The 16,778-nt window shown below is 62.2% G+C and carries 17 protein-coding genes; 11 read left to right on the top strand and 6 right to left on the bottom strand.

Going from position 1 to position 16,778, the window contains the following annotated elements; genetic code table 11:
- Position 1 precedes the first annotated feature (1 nt).
- Genes IEV82_RS21640 through IEV82_RS21630 form a run of 3 tightly spaced genes read left to right on the top strand, consistent with a single transcriptional unit; the run spans position 2 to position 3,754 of the window.
- Positions 2 to 1,393, top strand: a complete 1,392-nt coding sequence (locus IEV82_RS21640; RefSeq protein ID WP_188484176.1) for an FAD-dependent oxidoreductase — start codon at positions 2 to 4, stop codon at positions 1,391 to 1,393.
- Positions 1,386 to 2,600: an acyl-CoA dehydrogenase gene (locus IEV82_RS21635; protein WP_373285255.1), complete on the top strand. Its 1,215-nt coding sequence runs from the start codon at positions 1,386 to 1,388 to the stop codon at positions 2,598 to 2,600. Before IEV82_RS21640 ends, IEV82_RS21635 begins: the two co-directional genes overlap by 8 nt.
- A complete protein-coding gene (locus IEV82_RS21630) occupies positions 2,600 to 3,754 on the top strand; it encodes a CaiB/BaiF CoA transferase family protein (protein ID WP_188484174.1) in 1,155 nt (384 codons plus the stop codon). Before IEV82_RS21635 ends, IEV82_RS21630 begins: the two co-directional genes overlap by 1 nt.
- Before the next feature lie 15 nt (positions 3,755 to 3,769).
- On the opposite strand, the gene IEV82_RS21625 is transcribed toward IEV82_RS21630, so the two are convergent.
- Genes IEV82_RS21625 through IEV82_RS21610 form a run of 4 tightly spaced genes read right to left on the bottom strand, consistent with a single transcriptional unit; the run spans position 3,770 to position 7,929 of the window.
- Positions 3,770 to 4,867: an ABC transporter ATP-binding protein gene (locus IEV82_RS21625; RefSeq protein WP_188484173.1), complete on the bottom strand. Its 1,098-nt coding sequence runs from the start codon at positions 4,865 to 4,867 to the stop codon at positions 3,770 to 3,772.
- 4 nt (positions 4,868 to 4,871) lie between these two features.
- A complete protein-coding gene (locus IEV82_RS21620; RefSeq protein WP_188484172.1) occupies positions 4,872 to 5,765 on the bottom strand; it encodes a carbohydrate ABC transporter permease in 894 nt (297 codons plus the stop codon).
- Complete coding sequence (locus IEV82_RS21615; protein WP_188484171.1) at positions 5,758 to 6,630, bottom strand: carbohydrate ABC transporter permease; 873 nt, start codon at positions 6,628 to 6,630, stop codon at positions 5,758 to 5,760. The genes IEV82_RS21620 and IEV82_RS21615 overlap by 8 nt, the downstream gene beginning before the upstream one ends.
- A gap of 57 nt (positions 6,631 to 6,687) precedes the next feature.
- Positions 6,688 to 7,929, bottom strand: coding sequence for an ABC transporter substrate-binding protein (locus IEV82_RS21610; protein ID WP_188484170.1), 1,242 nt, complete (start codon positions 7,927 to 7,929; stop codon positions 6,688 to 6,690).
- Positions 7,930 to 8,155: 226 nt separating this feature from the next.
- Here IEV82_RS21610 and IEV82_RS21605 point away from each other — a divergent pair, with 226 nt between their 5' ends.
- From IEV82_RS21605 to IEV82_RS21575, 7 genes are all read left to right on the top strand, one after another.
- Entirely contained in the window at positions 8,156 to 8,890 is a 735-nt protein-coding gene (locus IEV82_RS21605; protein WP_188484169.1) for a response regulator transcription factor, read from the top strand.
- Positions 8,890 to 10,317, top strand: a complete 1,428-nt coding sequence (locus IEV82_RS21600; RefSeq protein ID WP_188484168.1) for a sensor histidine kinase — start codon at positions 8,890 to 8,892, stop codon at positions 10,315 to 10,317. Before IEV82_RS21605 ends, IEV82_RS21600 begins: the two co-directional genes overlap by 1 nt.
- A gap of 204 nt (positions 10,318 to 10,521) precedes the next feature.
- The gene (locus IEV82_RS21595; RefSeq protein WP_188484167.1) at positions 10,522 to 11,652 is read left to right on the top strand and encodes an ABC transporter substrate-binding protein; all 1,131 of its coding nucleotides are present in this window, start codon (positions 10,522 to 10,524) and stop codon (positions 11,650 to 11,652) included.
- A 54-nt stretch (positions 11,653 to 11,706) separates the two neighbouring features.
- Positions 11,707 to 12,627: a branched-chain amino acid ABC transporter permease gene (locus IEV82_RS21590; RefSeq protein ID WP_188484166.1), complete on the top strand. Its 921-nt coding sequence runs from the start codon at positions 11,707 to 11,709 to the stop codon at positions 12,625 to 12,627.
- Positions 12,624 to 13,607, top strand: coding sequence for a branched-chain amino acid ABC transporter permease (locus IEV82_RS21585; RefSeq protein ID WP_188484165.1), 984 nt, complete (start codon positions 12,624 to 12,626; stop codon positions 13,605 to 13,607). Before IEV82_RS21590 ends, IEV82_RS21585 begins: the two co-directional genes overlap by 4 nt.
- Positions 13,600 to 14,349, top strand: coding sequence for an ABC transporter ATP-binding protein (locus tag IEV82_RS21580; protein WP_188484164.1), 750 nt, complete (start codon positions 13,600 to 13,602; stop codon positions 14,347 to 14,349). Before IEV82_RS21585 ends, IEV82_RS21580 begins: the two co-directional genes overlap by 8 nt.
- Positions 14,346 to 15,032, top strand: a complete 687-nt coding sequence (locus tag IEV82_RS21575; RefSeq protein WP_188484163.1) for an ABC transporter ATP-binding protein — start codon at positions 14,346 to 14,348, stop codon at positions 15,030 to 15,032. Before IEV82_RS21580 ends, IEV82_RS21575 begins: the two co-directional genes overlap by 4 nt.
- Positions 15,033 to 15,161: 129 nt before the next feature.
- On the opposite strand, the gene IEV82_RS21570 is transcribed toward IEV82_RS21575, so the two are convergent.
- Both IEV82_RS21570 and IEV82_RS21565 read right to left on the bottom strand, forming a co-directional pair.
- Positions 15,162 to 15,332: a hypothetical protein gene (locus IEV82_RS21570; RefSeq protein WP_188484162.1), complete on the bottom strand. Its 171-nt coding sequence runs from the start codon at positions 15,330 to 15,332 to the stop codon at positions 15,162 to 15,164.
- 114 nt (positions 15,333 to 15,446) lie between these two features.
- On the bottom strand, positions 15,447 to 15,830 hold the full coding sequence (locus IEV82_RS21565; protein ID WP_188484161.1) for a hypothetical protein: 384 nt from the start codon (positions 15,828 to 15,830) through the stop codon (positions 15,447 to 15,449).
- Between the two features lie 810 nt (positions 15,831 to 16,640).
- On the opposite strand from IEV82_RS21565, the gene IEV82_RS23955 reads away from it, so the two are divergent.
- Positions 16,641 to 16,772 carry a hypothetical protein gene (locus IEV82_RS23955; protein ID WP_268236144.1) on the top strand — a complete coding sequence of 44 codons (132 nt, stop codon included), beginning with the start codon at positions 16,641 to 16,643 and terminating at the stop codon, positions 16,770 to 16,772.
- Positions 16,773 to 16,778: the final 6 nt, after the last annotated feature.

The following is a 16,778-nucleotide window of genomic DNA, read 5'->3' as shown; positions in this document are numbered from 1 at the left end:
CATGTCGATCCTGCCGCCCCCTGCCACTGGCTTTGATCTGGACGTGCCGATCCTGATTGTCGGCGCCGGGGCATGCGGCTTGGTTGCCGCCTTGACCGCCAACAACGCCGGGGCCGACGTGCTGGTGGTCGAGGCCGATGCAGCGCCATCCGGGTCCACCGCCTTGTCCGCCGGGCTGATCCCGGCAGCGGGCACACGGTTTCAGCGGGAGGCAGGGATTGACGACAACGCGGCTCTCTTCGCCAAGGACATCCAGAAGAAGGCCAAGGGCGAGAACCCGCAGGAGCTTGTCGATCTGTTGGCAGGGCAGTCCGGCACAGTGATCGAATGGCTGGCGGATCGGTTCGACCTGCCCTTCTCGGTGGTCACCGATTTCGACTATCCCGGCCATTCCCGCCGCCGGATGCACGGCTTGCCCACCCGCGCGGGGCGTGAACTGATCGACCGTTTGCGCACCGCCTGCGAGGCGCAGGGCATCGACATCATCTGCAACCGCCGCGCCACCGCGCTGTTCGTCGAAGGCGACACAATCCATGGCGTACGGTTGGAGGGTCCGAACGGTACGGAAGATGTCGGCTGTGGCGCGCTGATCCTTGCCTGCAACGGCTATGGCGGCAACCGCGACATGGTGCGCGAGTTCATGCCCGAGATCGAAAACGCGCTCTGGTTCGGGCATGACTACAATCAGGGCGACGCCGTGGCATGGGGTGACGCGCTTGGCGCGGAAACGCTGCATCTGGGGGCCTATCAGGGCCACGGCAATGTCGCGCATCCGCAGGGGATCCTCATCACATGGGCGGTGATCACCGAAGGCGGCGTGCAGGTCAACCTGAGCGGTGAACGGTTCTGGGACGAGAGCCAGGGCTACTCCGAGGCCGCCCGCGCGGTGCTGGCACAGCCCGAGGGCATCGCGTGGACGATCTTCGACAGCCGGATCGCAGGCATTGCCCGGCAGTTCCAGGATTTCAAGGATGCCGAGGCCATTGGCGCGATCCGTAGCGCCGACACGCTTGCAGAGCTTGCCAAGGTGACGGGCCTGCCCCACGATGCTTTGACACGGTCGATTGCAGAAATTCCAACGGGCGAGCCTGACGCCTTTGGACGCAGCTTCCTTGGCGAACCGCTGCAAGCACCTTATTGTGCAGTCAAGGTCACCGGGGCCTTGTTTCACACGCAGGGCGGGCTGCGCGTCAATCACGAAGCCCGCGTCTGCCACAAGGATGGGGGCGTTCTGAACAACCTTTTTGCGGCAGGTGGCGCTGCGGTGGGTGTTTCAGGTTCCGGTGATAGTGGGTATCTGTCCGGTAACGGGCTACTGGCCGCGACAGTCCTTGGGCATATCGCCGGATCGGCTGCGGCCGCTGACATGAAAAAGGAGCATGGACATGCTTGATGCGTCACACGCGGGTCACGGACCCTCACTCGCCAAATTCGACTGGGAAGATCCGCTGGGCCTGCGCGCCACCCTGTCCGAAGAAGAGCGCATGATCGCCGACAGTGCGGCAGCCTATGCATCGGACAAGCTGCTGCCGCGCGTGACGGACATGTATCTGAACGAAGGCGTTGCACCCGAGATTTTCGCCGAGATGGGCGAGATGGGCCTGTTGGGCGTCACCATCCCCGAGGAATTCGGTGGTTTGGGTGCGGGCTATGTCAGCTATGGCCTCGTCGCCCGCGAAGTGGAGCGCATCGACAGCGGCTACCGGTCGATGATGAGCGTTCAAAGCTCGCTCGTCATGTACCCGATCCACGCCTACGGCAGCGATGAGCAGCGCAAGAAATACTTGCCCGGTCTCGCGGCCGGCACGCTGATCGGCTGTTTCGGCCTGACCGAACCCGATGCAGGATCTGACCCTGCAGGCATGAAGACCGTCGCCAAGAAAACCGACGGGGGCTATGTCATCAATGGCGCGAAGATGTGGATTTCGAACAGCCCGATTGCCGATGTGTTCGTCGTCTGGGCCAAGTCCGAAGCGCATGGCGGCAAGATCCGGGGCTTCGTACTGGAAAAAGGCATGAAGGGTCTCAGCGCGCCGAAAATTCACGGCAAGCTGTCGCTGCGCGCGTCGATCACCGGCGAGATCGTGATGAAGGATGTCGAGGTCGGCGAGGACGCGTTGCTGCCTGGTGTCGAAGGGCTCAAGGGTCCGTTCGGATGCCTCAACCGCGCGCGCTATGGCATCGCCTGGGGCGTCATGGGCGCTGCCGAGGACAGCTGGCACCGGGCGCGGAAATACGGGTTGGACCGTGTGCAGTTCGGCCGCCCCTTGGCGCAGACCCAGTTGTTCCAAAAGAAGCTGGCCGACATGCAGACCGAGATCACGCTGGGCCTGCACGCAGCTCTTCAGGTCGGCCGGATGCTGGATGCAGGCACCGCAGCACCCGAGGCGATCAGTCTGATCAAGCGCAACAATTGCGGCAAGGCGCTGGAGATCGCACGGCACGCCCGCGACATGCATGGCGGCAACGGGATCATGGCGGAATACCACGTCATGCGTCACGCGCAGAACCTCGAGACGGTCAACACCTACGAAGGAACGCATGACGTGCACGCCCTCATCCTTGGCCGTGCGCAGACCGGGTTGCAGGCGTTCTTCTGATGACAGCACCGCTGGAGGGGCTCAAAGTCCTTGAATTGGCCCGCATCCTTGCCGGGCCGATCGTGGGCCAGACATTGGCCGATCTTGGCGCGACCGTGATCAAGGTGGAAAGCCCCAAGGGCGATGACACCCGCACATGGGGGCCACCCTTCATCGAGCGCGAGGGCGAAGACACGCCCTCCGCCGCCTATTTCTACAGCTGCAACCGGGGCAAATACTCGGTCACGGCGGACCTGACGACCGAGGAAGGCCGCGCCTTCGTGCAGGATCTGGCGCGCGAGGCGGATGTGCTGATCGAGAATTTCAAGGTTGGCGGGTTGGCCAAGTACGGGCTGGATCATGCCAGTTTGTCAGCGGTCAATCCCGGTTTGATCTACTGCTCGGTCACCGGCTTTGGCCAGACCGGCCCCTATGCCGAACGCGCGGGCTATGACTACCTTGTGCAGGGACTGTCCGGCCTCATGTCGATCACCGGCGACCCGGATGGCGAGCCGCAAAAGGTGGGCGTTGCCGTCACCGACATCTACACCGGGCTTTACGCGGTGATCGGGATACAGGCCGCGCTGCGCGAGCGGGACAAGACCGGGCTGGGCCAGCATCTCGACATGAGCCTGCTCGACTCCGGCACAGCCTGCCTTGTCAATCAGGCGATGAATTTCCTTGCGACCGGCACGTCCCCAAATCGCATGGGCAACCAGCACCCCAATATTGTGCCCTACGAGGTGTTTCCCGCATCTGACGGCGACATCATCATCGCTTCCGGCAATGACCGGCAGTTCCAGGGGTTGTGCGAGATTGTGGGACGCCCCGACATTGCGCAGAACCCGGAATATCAGACCAATGCCCAGCGCGTGAAGCACCGCGACGAGTTGATCGCCATGCTGAAGGCAGAAACTGCGAAGCTGACCAAGGCCGATCTTCTGGACGCGCTGAAATCCAGACAAGTCGCGTCGTCACCGATCAACACGGTCGGAGAGGTGTTCGACGATCCGCAGATCATTCACCGCGAGATGAAGATCATGCCCGAAGGTGTGCCGGGTGTGCGCACGCCGATCATCTTCAGCACGTCGACATTGTCGCTGGACCGCACTGCCCCCATGCTGGGCGCGCATAACGAGCAGGTGAAAACATCCGGGTGGTCGTTCAAGGACTGACCACCCGGTCTTTGCTCAGTTCAGGCGCAACCCGGTTTCGGGCGCGAAATACGACACCTTGCCCAGATCGAAGGACAGCCGCTTGGAGTGTCCCGGTTTGGCGGTCGTTTCCGCATGCAACCGCGCTGTGACATGTTTGCCACCGAGCTGCATCACCGCGAACGTGTCGGCCCCGGCCGGTTCCACGATGTCGATCAGGCAGTCCGCTGCTTGTGTGGCATCAGAGCCACGCAGATCGGGGTCGGCGATGTCTTCGGGTCGCACGCCAAGGATCACGTCTTCGGGCAGATCGCGGTTCTTGGTGTCGGTCAGCACGATCGGCCCCCCGGAGTTGCGGGCAATCTCGATCCGCGTACCGTCGGCCGCGCGATGCGCCTTGGCGGGGATCAGGTTCATCGCCGGGCTGCCCATGAAATCGGCCACGAACAGGTTTGCCGGACGGTTGTAGATCTCGGACGGTGATCCGATCTGCTGGATCACGCCGCCTTTCATCACGACGATCTTGGTGGCCAGCGTCATCGCCTCGATCTGGTCATGGGTCACGTAGACCATCGACGCGCCAAGATTCTGGTGCAGGGCCTTGATCTCGGTCCGCATCTCGACGCGCAGCTTGGCGTCGAGGTTCGACAGCGGTTCGTCGAATAGAAACAGCTTGGGATCGCGCACCAGCGCCCGGCCCATCGCAACGCGCTGCCGCTGACCACCGGACAATTGCCCCGGACGGCGGTTCAGCAACGGTTCGATCTGCAACTGTGCCGCCACCTGCGCCAGCTTCTTGTCCTGCGTGGCCTGATCGACGCCGCGCACCTTCATGCCGAAGGTGATGTTCTTGGCGACGGTCATGGTGGGATACAAAGCGTAGGATTGGAACACCATCGCGATGTCCCGGTCCTTGGGGCTGACATGTGTCATGTCCTTGCCGTCGATGCTGATCGCCCCGCCGGTGATCGGTTCAAGCCCGGCGATGCAGTTCAAAAGCGTGGACTTGCCACAGCCCGAGGGGCCGACCAGCACAAGGAAATCGCCCGGTTCGATGGACACGTTGATGTCCTTGAGGATCTCCGTCGTGCCGTAGCTCTTGTAGAGGTTGTTGATGTCAAGGATCGGAGACATGGGATTATCCTTTCACGGATCCGGCGGTCAGACCGCGGATGAAATACTTGCCGGCAACGACATAGACGAACAGCGTCGGCAGCGCGGCAATGATCGCGGCGGCCATGTCGACGTTGTATTCTTTGACGCCGGTGGTCGAATTGACGATGTTGTTGAGCGCGACTGTGACGGGCTGCGTGCCTGCCTGGCTGAAGGACACGCCGAACAGGAAGTCGTTCCAGATCTGGGTGAACTGCCAGATGACTGTCACCACGATGATCGGCAGCGACAGCGGCAGGAAGATCGACCAGAAGATCCGGAAGAACCCCGCCCCATCCACCTTGGCCGCCTTGGTCAGCTCGGACGGGATCGACACGTAGTAATTACGGAAGAACAACGTGGTGAAGCCCAGACCGTAGATCACATGCACAAAGATCAGCCCCGGAATGGTGCCTGCAATGCCCATGATCCCCAGCATCCGCGCCATCGGCAGCAGCACCACCTGAAACGGGATGAAGCATCCGAACAGCATCAGCGAAAAGATGATGTTGGCGCCGCGAAACTGCCATTGCGCCACGACATAGCCGTTCATCGCGCCAAGCAGGGTCGAGATCGCGACCGCCGGGATGGCGATCAGGATCGAGTTCCAGAAGTACGGGCGCACGCCCTCGCACTGGATGCCGGTGCAGGCCCCCGACCACGCGGTGCGCCATGCGTCCAACGTCACGTCGCGCGGCAGGGCGATCAGGTCGCCCGTGCGGATTTCATCAAGACTTTTCAGTGAGGTGGTGATCATCACGAAAAGCGGCATCAGGTAGAACAGGGCAAACAGACCCAGCGCAAGATACAGCACCCAGCGCAGGATGATCTTGCCCGTCCGGTTCTGACCTGTCGCCTGAGACATGGACAGATCACTCATCTTTGGTCCTCAGTTCCGAATAGAGGTACGGGACGACAATTGCGAAGACGACCATCATCATGATCATGGCCGAACTTGCCGCCTGACCGATATCGCCGCGCGAGAAGGCCATCGCGTACATGTAGGTTGCGGGCAGATCCGTCGCATAGCCGGGGCCACCACCGGTCAGCGCGATGACAAGGTCAAAGCTCTTGATCGCGAGGTGCGACAGCACGATGAAGGCCGACAGAAAGATAGGGGCCATCGACGGGATGATGATGGCAGTATAGATGCGCCATGTCGGGATACCATCGACCTGCGCGGCCTTGATGATCTCGCCATCCACAGACCGCAGACCGGCGAGAAACAGCGCCATCACGAAACCAGAGCTTTGCCAGATTGCGGCCAGGACGATGGTGTAGATCGCCATATCCGGGTTCACGAGCCAGTCGAAGGTGAACTCCTCGAACCCCCAGCCACGGACCATGGCCTGAATGCCCAGACCCGGGTTCAGGATCCACTTCCATGCGGTGCCGGTGACGATCATCGAAAGCGCCATGGGATAAAGATAGATGGTGCGCAGCGCGCCTTCGGTGCGGATGTTCTGATCCAGCAGGATCGCCAGCACCAGCCCGAGCACCATCGCGATCACGATGAACAGGAACCCGAACACGAACAGGTTGTTCAGCGCGGTGTCCCAGCGGGGCGAGGCGAACAGGCGCTCGTACTGGATGACCCCTTCGATGTCATATCTTGGAAGCAGGCGCGATCGCGTGAACGAGATCCAGGCGGTCCAGGCGATGAAGCCATAGACAAAGATCAGAACTGCGATGAACGAGGGCGCCAGTACCAATTTGGGCGTGTTTTGTTCAAGCCACTTGGTCATTGGATCTGTCCCTGAAAGTCCCGCCCCAAGCGGGTGCTTTGGGGCGGGAGATTGCGCTTACATGCTGTTGGCGACCGCGTCGGCCAGCATGTTGACGGCGTCGTCAGACGACATGTCCGAGTTGAAATGCGCGGTCACGACATCGGTGATCGCGCCGGCCTGCGCGCCGCGCAGCGCCATGCCGTGGGCATAGCTGGGCAGGAGCGAGCCATTGTCCGAGCTTTCGGTCATTTCCTTGGAGGACAGGTGGGCGCAGCTGTCGAACGCTTCGAGCGACACATCGGTGCGTGCCGGGATCGAGCCCTTGTTGAGGTTGAAAACCTTCTGGAAGTTCTGACCGACGATCAGCTCTGCCAGCAGTTCCTGACCAGCCTTGTTGTCCTCGCCTTCCACATCGAACATGGCAAAGCTGTCCACGTTGTAGAGGAAGCCATCACCCGGTACCGACGCGCAGAGGAAGTCTTCGCCCGGCGCCTTGCCAGCGGCAATGAACTCGCCCTTGGCCCAGTCACCCATGATCTGGAAAGCGGCTTCGCCGTTCATGACCATCGCCGTGGCAAGGTTCCAGTCACGACCCGAGAAGTTCGGATCGACAAAGCCGCGCATGGTGCGCATCTGGTCGAACACGGCCTTCATCTCGTCGGACTTCAGGGTGTCCATGTCGAGATCGACAAACGCCTTCTGGAAGCCGTCCGGGCCAAGGATGCCCAGTGCGACGGCTTCGAACACGGTTGCGTCCTGCCAGGCCTGACCGCCATGCGCGAGCGGGATGATGCCCGCCGCTTCGAGCTTTTCGGCTGCGGCGTTGAATTCGTCCCATGTGGTCGGCATCTCGATGCCGTTCGCTTCGAGAACGGCGGCGTTTGCCCAGATCCAGTCAACGCGGTGCACGTTCACCGGAGCCGCGCACCATGTGCCGTCGCACTTCATGTGACCGGCGATGGATGCGGGCAGCACGTCGGCCCAGCCCTCTGCCTCGGCCACGGACGAGATGTCGGCCAGAACGCCCTCTTCATACCATTCCTGGATCGCCGGGCCCTTGAGCTGAACGGCGGTCGGTGCGTTGCCCGAAAGGACGCGCGCCCGCAATGCGGTCATCGCGGCGTCGCCGCCACCGCCTGCGACGGGCATGTCGGTCCAAACACCGCCCTGTGCGGCGAATTCTTCCTGAAGAACGGCGACCGATTTCGCTTCACCGCCCGATGTCCACCAATGCAGGACTTCTGCCTTGGGTTCGGCATGTACTGCGGATGCGATCAGAGCGGTGGCGGAGACAGCGCCGAAAAATACGGATTTCATGTGTGTAGTCCTCCCAAAATCTGTGCCAGTTCTGGCATCAGGTGCTTATCTTTGACGAAAGAGGCCCCAGCATTGCAATCACGTCATGGCGGGTTTTCAAAAACGACGTGCAGATTTTCGTGCCTCTCGTTACACGCTGTTACACTGGACGAGATTTCGTTTCCTGTTGTTACATGACAACGAAGGGTCCTCGTGGTGACACGCCGAGGCCGGAGGAGGAGGACAGGTGGCGATTCCACGAATTCTGGTGGTCGATGACGACCCCGACATGCGCCAGATGATGAGCCAGTACCTGCGCCAGAACGGGTGCATCGCGCTGCCTGCCGCGACCGAGGCCGAGGTGCATCGCCACCTTGACGATGGGCGGATCGACCTTGTCCTGCTGGACGTGATGCTGGGCGATGAAAGCGGGCTGGAGATCTGCAAGGGGCTTCGACGCGACCATGACGTGCCGATCATCATGGTCTCGGCCCTGTCCGCCGATCACCAGCGGATGGCGGGATACGAGACCGGTGCAGACGATTACGTGGCCAAACCCTTCAACCCCGAACTTCTGCTGGCGCGGGTACGCGCGGTGCTGTCCCGCGCGCGGCGGTCGTCCTCGCTGATTTACCGGCGGCGCATCCAGACCTTCCGCTTTGGCGGCTGGGTCTATGACGGCAAACAGGACGAGGTGCGATCCCCCGACGGCTACCAGGTGTCGCTGTCCCGCCGCGAGACCGCGTTGCTCAAGGTGCTGCTGGCCAATCCGCATATCCCGCTGACCCGTCAGGAAATCGCCACGGCGCTGGACGTGACCGGTGATCAGGACCAGCCTGAATCGACGGGCCGCGCCATCGACGTTCTGGTCGGGCGGCTGCGCTCCAAGATCGAACCCGATCCGAAAGCCCCCGAAATGATCCGCACCGAACGCGGCACCGGCTACGTGTTCGCCGTCGATGTGACCGCCGAGTCCAACTGATGGCACGGGCGTTCCGGCTGCGCACATTGGCCCTGATCTGGGTGGCGATCGCGATGATTTCGGCAACGCTGGCCACCGCGCTCTGGCTGCGGTCCACGCAATCCTGGTCGGACCATCTGGCTGCTGCGCAAACCGCCGGGCTGTTGACCTACGAAGCGCTGAGAACGGGGCGCGACACCCACCCTGTCCTGACGGTCACGCAATTGTCGGCAGAGGATGCCGTACTGGCCGAAACCGGAAAGTTCGAACGGATCACGGGCACACCGCAACCCGCCTATGTCACCGTGCTGTCCCTGCAGGGGGCGGATGGCGGGTTGCGCATCGGCGCCGTGTCGGACGTGTTGCGTTACCCCGTTGCCGACATTCAGGCCGACGCGGTACCCAGCCCGCCCGCGCAACTGGCGGCATTGACCCGCCTTTTCGCCACCTATTGCAGCGATCCGATCCTGTTTGCACGCTACGGCAACGGACCATGGCACCGTGTCGAGGGCAGCGCGATCTGGGGGTGTGACGCGGCACCGCGCGACATGCGCCTCATGGCGGTGCTGGTCGCGTTGCTGGCGGTGGCCGCCTTGGTGACGCTGATCGGGAACACGACCCAAGCTTTTGACGCCTTCGCGCAGGCCTTTCGCAACCGTCGCTTTGGTGGTCCGGAGAGTTACGAAACCACCGGCCCGACCGAATTGCGGGACATCGTGGAGTCGCTGAATGCGTTCCTCGAGGCTGAGCGCAGGCAACTTGCCAACCGCGCCGCCGTTCTGTCCAGCGTGAGCCATGATCTTGGCACTCCGGCCACGCGCCTGCGGCTGCGCACCGCGCTGATCCAGGACGACGAATTGCGCCGCAAGCTGGAATCCGACATCGACTCGATGACCGGCATCATCGAAAGCGCCCTGACCTACACCCGCGTCGAGATGAACGCCGAGGCGCCGCGCAAACTGTCGCTCAACTCGCTGGTGGAAACCATCGTGTCGGATTACCAGGACGTTGGGGATCCTGTGACCCTTGTGCCACCGCGCGATGTGGTGGTTCAGGGGGGCCGGTCCCTGTTCATGTCGCGGCAGGGTCAAAGCGTGGTCACGACAGGGCGGCAGGTGATCATCAGCGGACGACCGATTGCGTTGGAGCGGGCAATCACCAACCTGATCGACAACGCGCTGAAATACGGGCGCAGTGCCAGCATCGCCATCGAGACCAACGCGCAAACCGCCACCATCGTGGTCGAAGACGAAGGATCCGACACGCTGGCTGGGGATGTCGAAGCCCTGATCGCCCCGTTCGAGCGCGGCGAGAACACGGGCTATATCGCGGGGCACGGGCTTGGCCTGTCCATCGTCGCGACCATCGCGGCGCTGCACAACGGGGCGCTGTCCTTCGAGAACTCGGCAACCGGCCTGCAGGCCCGCCTCAGCATCCAGCGCGCCTGATTGCAAATTTACCACTCGGTAAAATACCGGCAAAACCCGAAGGACCATCCGCCAAGACCCGTGTTATTCGCACAGGTCTCTTGTTTTTCGGCACGCTTTGTTCAACACATTCAAGGACAAAACGTCTTGGGTCAGAATTGCGCCGCCGGTCCGGTGGCAATCAACAGTTCGATCACACGGGACGACAACATTAGGGAGAACCAGATGAAACAGCTTCTGATGGCCACGGCGGCCATGGTGATCGGCGCGACATCGGCCTTTGCCGAGACCAAGATCGGGATGATCACCACCCTGTCCGGCGGAGGTGCCGGTCTTGGCATCGACGTGCGCGACGGCTTCATGTTGGCCATCGGTCAATCGGGCCGCGACGATATCGACGTGGTGATCGAGGACGACCAGCAAAAGCCCGACATCGCCGTTCAACTGGCCGACAAGATGGTGCAATCGGAGCGCGTCGATATTCTGACCGGGATCATCTGGTCGAACCTTGCCATGGCCGTCATTCCCGGCGTCACTGCACAGGGCAAATTCTACCTCTCACCCAATGCGGGCCCGTCGGCGCTGGCCGGTCAGGGCTGCCATCCCAACTATTTCAACGTCGCCTGGCAGAACGACAACCTGCATGAGGCGGCGGGTGCCTATGCGACATCCGCGGGCTATTCCAACAGCTTCATCCTTGCCCCCAACTACCCGGCGGGTCAGGATGCGCTGACGGGCTTCAAGCGCACCTTCGAAGGCGGACTGGCCGGCGAGATCTACACCCAACTGGGTCAGACCGACTATGCCGCCGAGATCGCGCAGATCCGGGCGTCGGGCGCAGACAGCGTGTTTTTCTTCCTGCCGGGCGGCATGGGGATTTCCTTCCTCAAGCAATATGCCGACAGCGGTGTCGATCTGCCGGTGGTCGGCCCGGCCTTCAGCTTTGACCAGGGCATCCTGCAAGCGGTTGGCGATGCGGCTCTTGGCGTGGTGAACACCAGCCAGTGGAACAAGGATATCGACAATCCGACCAACGCCGCCTTCGTCGAAAGCTTCCAGGCCGAATACGGACGCCTGCCGTCGCTTTATGCCAGCCAGGGTTTTGACACCGCCAACCTGATCCTGTCGGCGCTGGACAAGGCCGAGGTGTCGGATGCCGATGCCTTCCGCGAGGCGCTGCGTGCCGCCGATTTCGACAGCACACGTGGCGATTTCAAGTTCGGCCCGAACCAGCACCCGATCCAGACGATCTACGCCCGCGAGGTCATCAAGGAAGGCGACGTGTTCACCAACAAGATCATCGGTGTCGCACTTGAAAACCACGGCGACGTCTACGCCGTCGACTGCAAGATGTAAGACGCCAGACGGTGTGCCGGGGGCAGTGTCCGGCACACCAAAACGCGGGCAGCCATGTCGACACTCCTGATCATCGAGCAACTCCTCAACGGAGTGCAGTTTGGCGTCATGCTGTTCCTGATGGCGGCCGGTCTGACGCTGATCTTTGGCGTCATGGGGCTGATCAATCTGGCGCATGGATCGCTTTACATGATCGGCGCCTTTGCCGCCGCTGCCGTTGCTGGTGCAACCGGATCGTTCGGGCTTGCCCTGGCTGCGGCCCTTGCGGTGGCCGCCATCGCCGGGGCGCTGATCGAGATGACGGTGATCCGAAGGCTCTACGGCAAGGCGCATCTGGATCAGGTGCTGGCCACCTTCGCACTGATCCTGATCTTTTCCGAAGGCACGCGCTGGTTGTTCGGATCGTTTCCGCTTTTCCTTGATATTCCGGATGCCCTGTCCGGCCCCGTCACCTTGCCAGGCGGCATCCAATATCCGCTGTACCGCCTGTTCCTGATCGCGGTCGGCCTTCTGGTCGGTCTGGGGCTTTGGGCGCTGATCGAACGCACCCGTGTCGGCATCCAGATCCGCGCAGGCGAAAACGACCGCGAGATGATCGCGGCGCTGGGGGTGGATATCCGCAGGCTCTATACCCTGATCTTTGCCATCGGCGCGGCATTGGCCGGGCTGGCTGGAGCATTGGTGGGCGCGATCCAGTCTGTGCAGGTGGGTATGGGCGAACCTGTGCTGATCCTTGCCTTCGTGGTGATCGTGATCGGCGGCATCGGGTCTATCAAGGGTGCTTTCATCGGGGCGCTGCTGGTCGGCCTGACGGACACGCTGGGCGGGATTTTTCTGCCCGAACTCTTCAAGCTCTTCATGGAGCCGGGAGCCGCAACACAGACCGGGTCGGCGCTGGCCTCCATGGCGATCTACATCCTGATGAGCCTCGTGCTGGTCTGGCGCCCCACCGGCCTGTTCGGAGCCCGCGCATGATCCCCGAACGTCTGGTCAACTGGGTGGCCTTGCTTGGCCTGCTCGCGGTGCCGCTCTGGGCCGTGGTGGTGGACGAACCCTTCACCATCACGCTTGTGACGCGCGCCGTGATCCTCGCGATTGCCGCCGTCGGCCTGAACATCGCCTTGGGCATCGGCGGGCTTGTCAGCCTTGGTCACGCGGTGTTCTTCGGCATCGGCGGTTACGCGATGGGCATCCTAGCCTATCATGCGCAGACCTTCACATCGCTGAACCTGATCGGACTGGTCATTCCCGGCACCAAGTCCATGCCCGTGATCTGGCTGGTCGCCATCGTCATATCAGCGCTGGCAGCATGGATCATCGGGCTTTTGAGCCTGCGGACATCGGGCGTCTATTTCATCATGATCACCCTCGCTTTCGGGCAGATGTTCTTTTATTTCGCGATTTCCTGGAGCGCGTATGGCGGAGAGGACGGGCTGTCGATCTATGTGCGCAACGGCTTTCCCGGACTGAACACGCTTGTGCCGATCCAGTTCTTCGGCCTGTGCCTTGTGCTGCTCTGCGTCGTGCTGTTCCTGAATGCCCGGTTGCAGAATGCGCCGTTCGGATTGGCGCTGAATGCCGCACGGCAGGTTCCAACGCGGGTCGAGACCGTGGGTCTGAACCCGGTGCGGCTCAAGCTGGTGGCCTTCGTGATTTCTGGCGCGATCACCGGGCTGGCGGGCGCGCTCTTTGCCGATCTCAACCGGTTCGTGTCGCCGACCATGTTCAGCTGGCAGCTTTCGGGCGAATTGATCGTGCTGATCATCATCGGCGGCGTCGGGCGGCTTTATGGCCCGGTCATCGGCGCGTGCCTGTTCGTCGCGCTGGAGCATTGGCTGGGAGGGCTGACCGAGTTCTGGCATGTCTATCTGGGGTTGATCCTGCTGGCCATCGTGCTGTTCGCCCGTGGTGGAATCATTGGCCTTCTGACCGGCAAGGAGGGCGCGCATGTCTGACGCCATCCTTCAGACCCGAAACCTGAAGAAGCGCTTCGGCGCGCTGGCCGCGACCGATGACGTGTCAATCGACCTGCGCGCGGGCGAAATCCACGCCATCATCGGCCCGAACGGGGCGGGCAAATCGACCCTGATCGCACAGATCTGCGGTGGCTTGGCCCCGGATTCCGGAACCGTTCACCTTATGGGACGGGACGTGACGCAGGACAGCACAGCAGACCGCGCCCGTGCCGGGCTTGCCCGGACCTTCCAGATTTCCGCTCTGGCGATGGAAGACACCGTACTGGAGAACGTCGTGCTGGGTGCCCTGGGCGCGTCCGGGCGGCCCTGGCAATTCTGGACACGGGCGCTGTCAGACCGATCCCTCACCGCCATCGCCGAAGCCGCGCTGGAGCGTGTCGGCCTGATCGACCAACGGCACATGCGCTGTGCCGCCCTCTCCCATGGCCAACGCAGGCAGCTGGAGGTGGCAGTGGCGCTGACGCTGTCACCCAAGGCTTTCGTGATGGACGAACCGATGGCCGGGCTGGGAGCCGAGGGATCGCACCAGATGACCGCCCTCCTTGACCAGTTGAGGGCGGAAGCACCGATCCTGCTGGTCGAACATGACATGGACGCGGTCTTTGCGCTGGCCGACCGGATCAGCGTGCTGGTCTACGGCAAGGTCATCGCCTCGGGGAGTGTGGACGAGATCCGGTCCAGCAGCACCGTGCGCGTGGCCTACCTGGGAGAAGAGGCATGACACTGCTCTCGGTGCAGGATCTGACCGCAAGCTACGGCGTGGCGCAGGTGTTGTTCGGCGTCACGCTTGACGTGGCCGAGGGCGAGGTGGTGGCGCTGATGGGGCGCAACGGCATGGGCAAGTCAACGACCGTCAAGGCAATCTGCCGGATGATCGCCGCCGACGGTGTGTTGCGCTTTGACGGACAAGATCTGCACGGCTTGCCAAGCCACAAGGCAGCGCGGCTTGGCATTGGCCTGGCCCCGGAAGGACGGCGCTGCTTCCGCGATCTCACGGTCGAGGAGAACCTGATCGCAGCCGCGCGTCCCGGTGACTGGACTCTGAAAACCCTCGCGGACCTGTTTCCCCGCCTTGGCGAACGCAAGAATCAACGCGCCGCGTCGCTGTCGGGCGGCGAACAGCAGATGCTGGCCATCGGACGCGCGCTCATGACGAACCCGCGCCTGCTGATCCTGGACGAGGCCACCGAAGGGCTGGCCCCCATCATCCGTCATGAAATCTGGGCAGCCATCGCGCGGCTGAAACGCGAAACCGGGACAGCGATCCTGTTGATCGACAAATCGGTGCGGGAACTGGCGCAGGTGTCCGACCGCGCGGTGATCCTCGCCCGAGGGACAACGGTCTGGTCCGGCCCGTTTTCCGAGATCACGCCCGAGGTCTCAGCAACCCATATCGGCGTCTGACGCAAGGTCGACGGGCAGTTTCATAGCATCACTGGCGGGCAAAACTGGCTGGGGTGGTAGGATTCTATGCTAAGTTACTGATATACATCCATAATATGGACGATCTTAGTATATGGTGTCAAGCTCCTTCTAAAGAAAACCGGGAATGTGCTGCATGTTGTGCTCCACTCGGAGATGCGCCGAAACCATCGCCGGCTCCGGCTCGCCGACGATCGACGCGGGTCGCGCCGCAAGCGTCGCGATGCACGTGTCGGCCGCTTTCATGTATTCGGTTTCTCTCTCGCAGATCTGACGCGCCATCGTCCACCACGACGGCACATGTCGCCTAGAGGCCATGTGTATGCGCCACTGTTAAACATGTGTATGCGCCACCGTTAAAACGGTCTCAGATGGATAGCGAGACTCTGCTCCGCCTCAGGCCGCCAGCGCGAGGTTCAGCGCCGACAGGACATCCTCGAGCCTTGCTTCCGACCGGAATATCCATGCGTCGAGACCCGAAGGATCGTTGAACGGGCCCTTGAGGGGGATCGACCACACCCGGTCCAGCAGGCGCTCGAGAGGTAGCATCGCGTCTTCGAGCAGGCGGCGGACATCCTCCGGGCTCGCGCCGGGTGCAAGATGCAGACTCCTGAGCACCTCGATATCGTCGACGGCATCGCCGTGGCCGGTGATGTCGAACAGATCCTCGAGATTGCCAACCTCGGCGCCGAGCCAACCGTCGAGGCTATCCAGCGCGAAGTCGAGGCGGGATGCGCGCAGAACGGGCGTGACGACAGGGGTGAAAGCGATCAGGTCCATTGCGAACCTCCTTTGCGATATGTCCGGAGCAATTCTGCCCGAGGCCGCATCGGGTGGGACGGCGAGATCGTCGCCGCGGCCGTCAAGATGGGGTGCGACTTTCATCGCGTTCGAGAGCTTCTTTCTTGCGTTCGATCAATATATTGGCCACTTTTCATGACGATGCTTCTGTCGACATAGTCTGCCGGCGGTTGTGCGATGGCTGACATACGCTCCCACTTTGGCTTGAAAATTGAGCAAGCCTCTCCGTTTCAAGCGCGAAGGACCGGGTCACGCCTTCGGTTCAGCACCGCCATTCGCTGCGCTTAGCATGAAGGCTGGCTACGGGTCGCTCACGACCAAGCGCGTTCGCTGCGGTCGCGAAACTGATCTGTGAAGCCGTGAGCACTTTGGGCTCGAGGCTGCCGTTCGCATCCAGGCGATGGGACCTTCAATCTTCTCCTGATCAAGTGCCCGCGTCGGATGGGGGAAGCCGCCTCACAAGGGGGTAATGCGCCGCTTGGATGCTATGGCGTCCAACTATGCCGTCTTACACCGCTCAGCTTGTCGCACTCGCGCATACAGATCCCGCGGACCCATATAAATAAAGGCTATGGCATCCCCACCCTGCCCCAAAAACGGTCTCGAAAACCGTTACTCGGAGGTACGAATCTCTGCCCTAACCCATGGCTGGGCGATGCGCGTATGGTAATTCCCTTGAGCCCGAACGCCCAGACGCGGCTCCAGGACCTTCGCGGTCTCTTCCTCCACCTTCCTGCGCCGCGCCGGACCACGGCCATCACAATTAACCCAAACGAAAGAAAGACCCTATTGACCATACACCACACCCTCCGCGCCGCGCTCCTGGCGGGCATGGCGCCGCTTGCCGTAGAAGCCCAAGGCATCGAGTTCGGCCCCGAGATGCAACTCGGAGAAAGCACCGTGCGCGCTTTTGCCCCGTAGGGCTTT

Origin of the sequence: Marivita lacus, from assembly GCF_014637725.1 — a bacterium.
Lineage (GTDB): Bacteria > Pseudomonadota > Alphaproteobacteria > Rhodobacterales > Rhodobacteraceae > Marivita > Marivita lacus.
The sequence above is the reverse complement of the archived record's forward strand: the minus strand, read 5'-3'. Positions and strand labels throughout refer to the sequence as shown.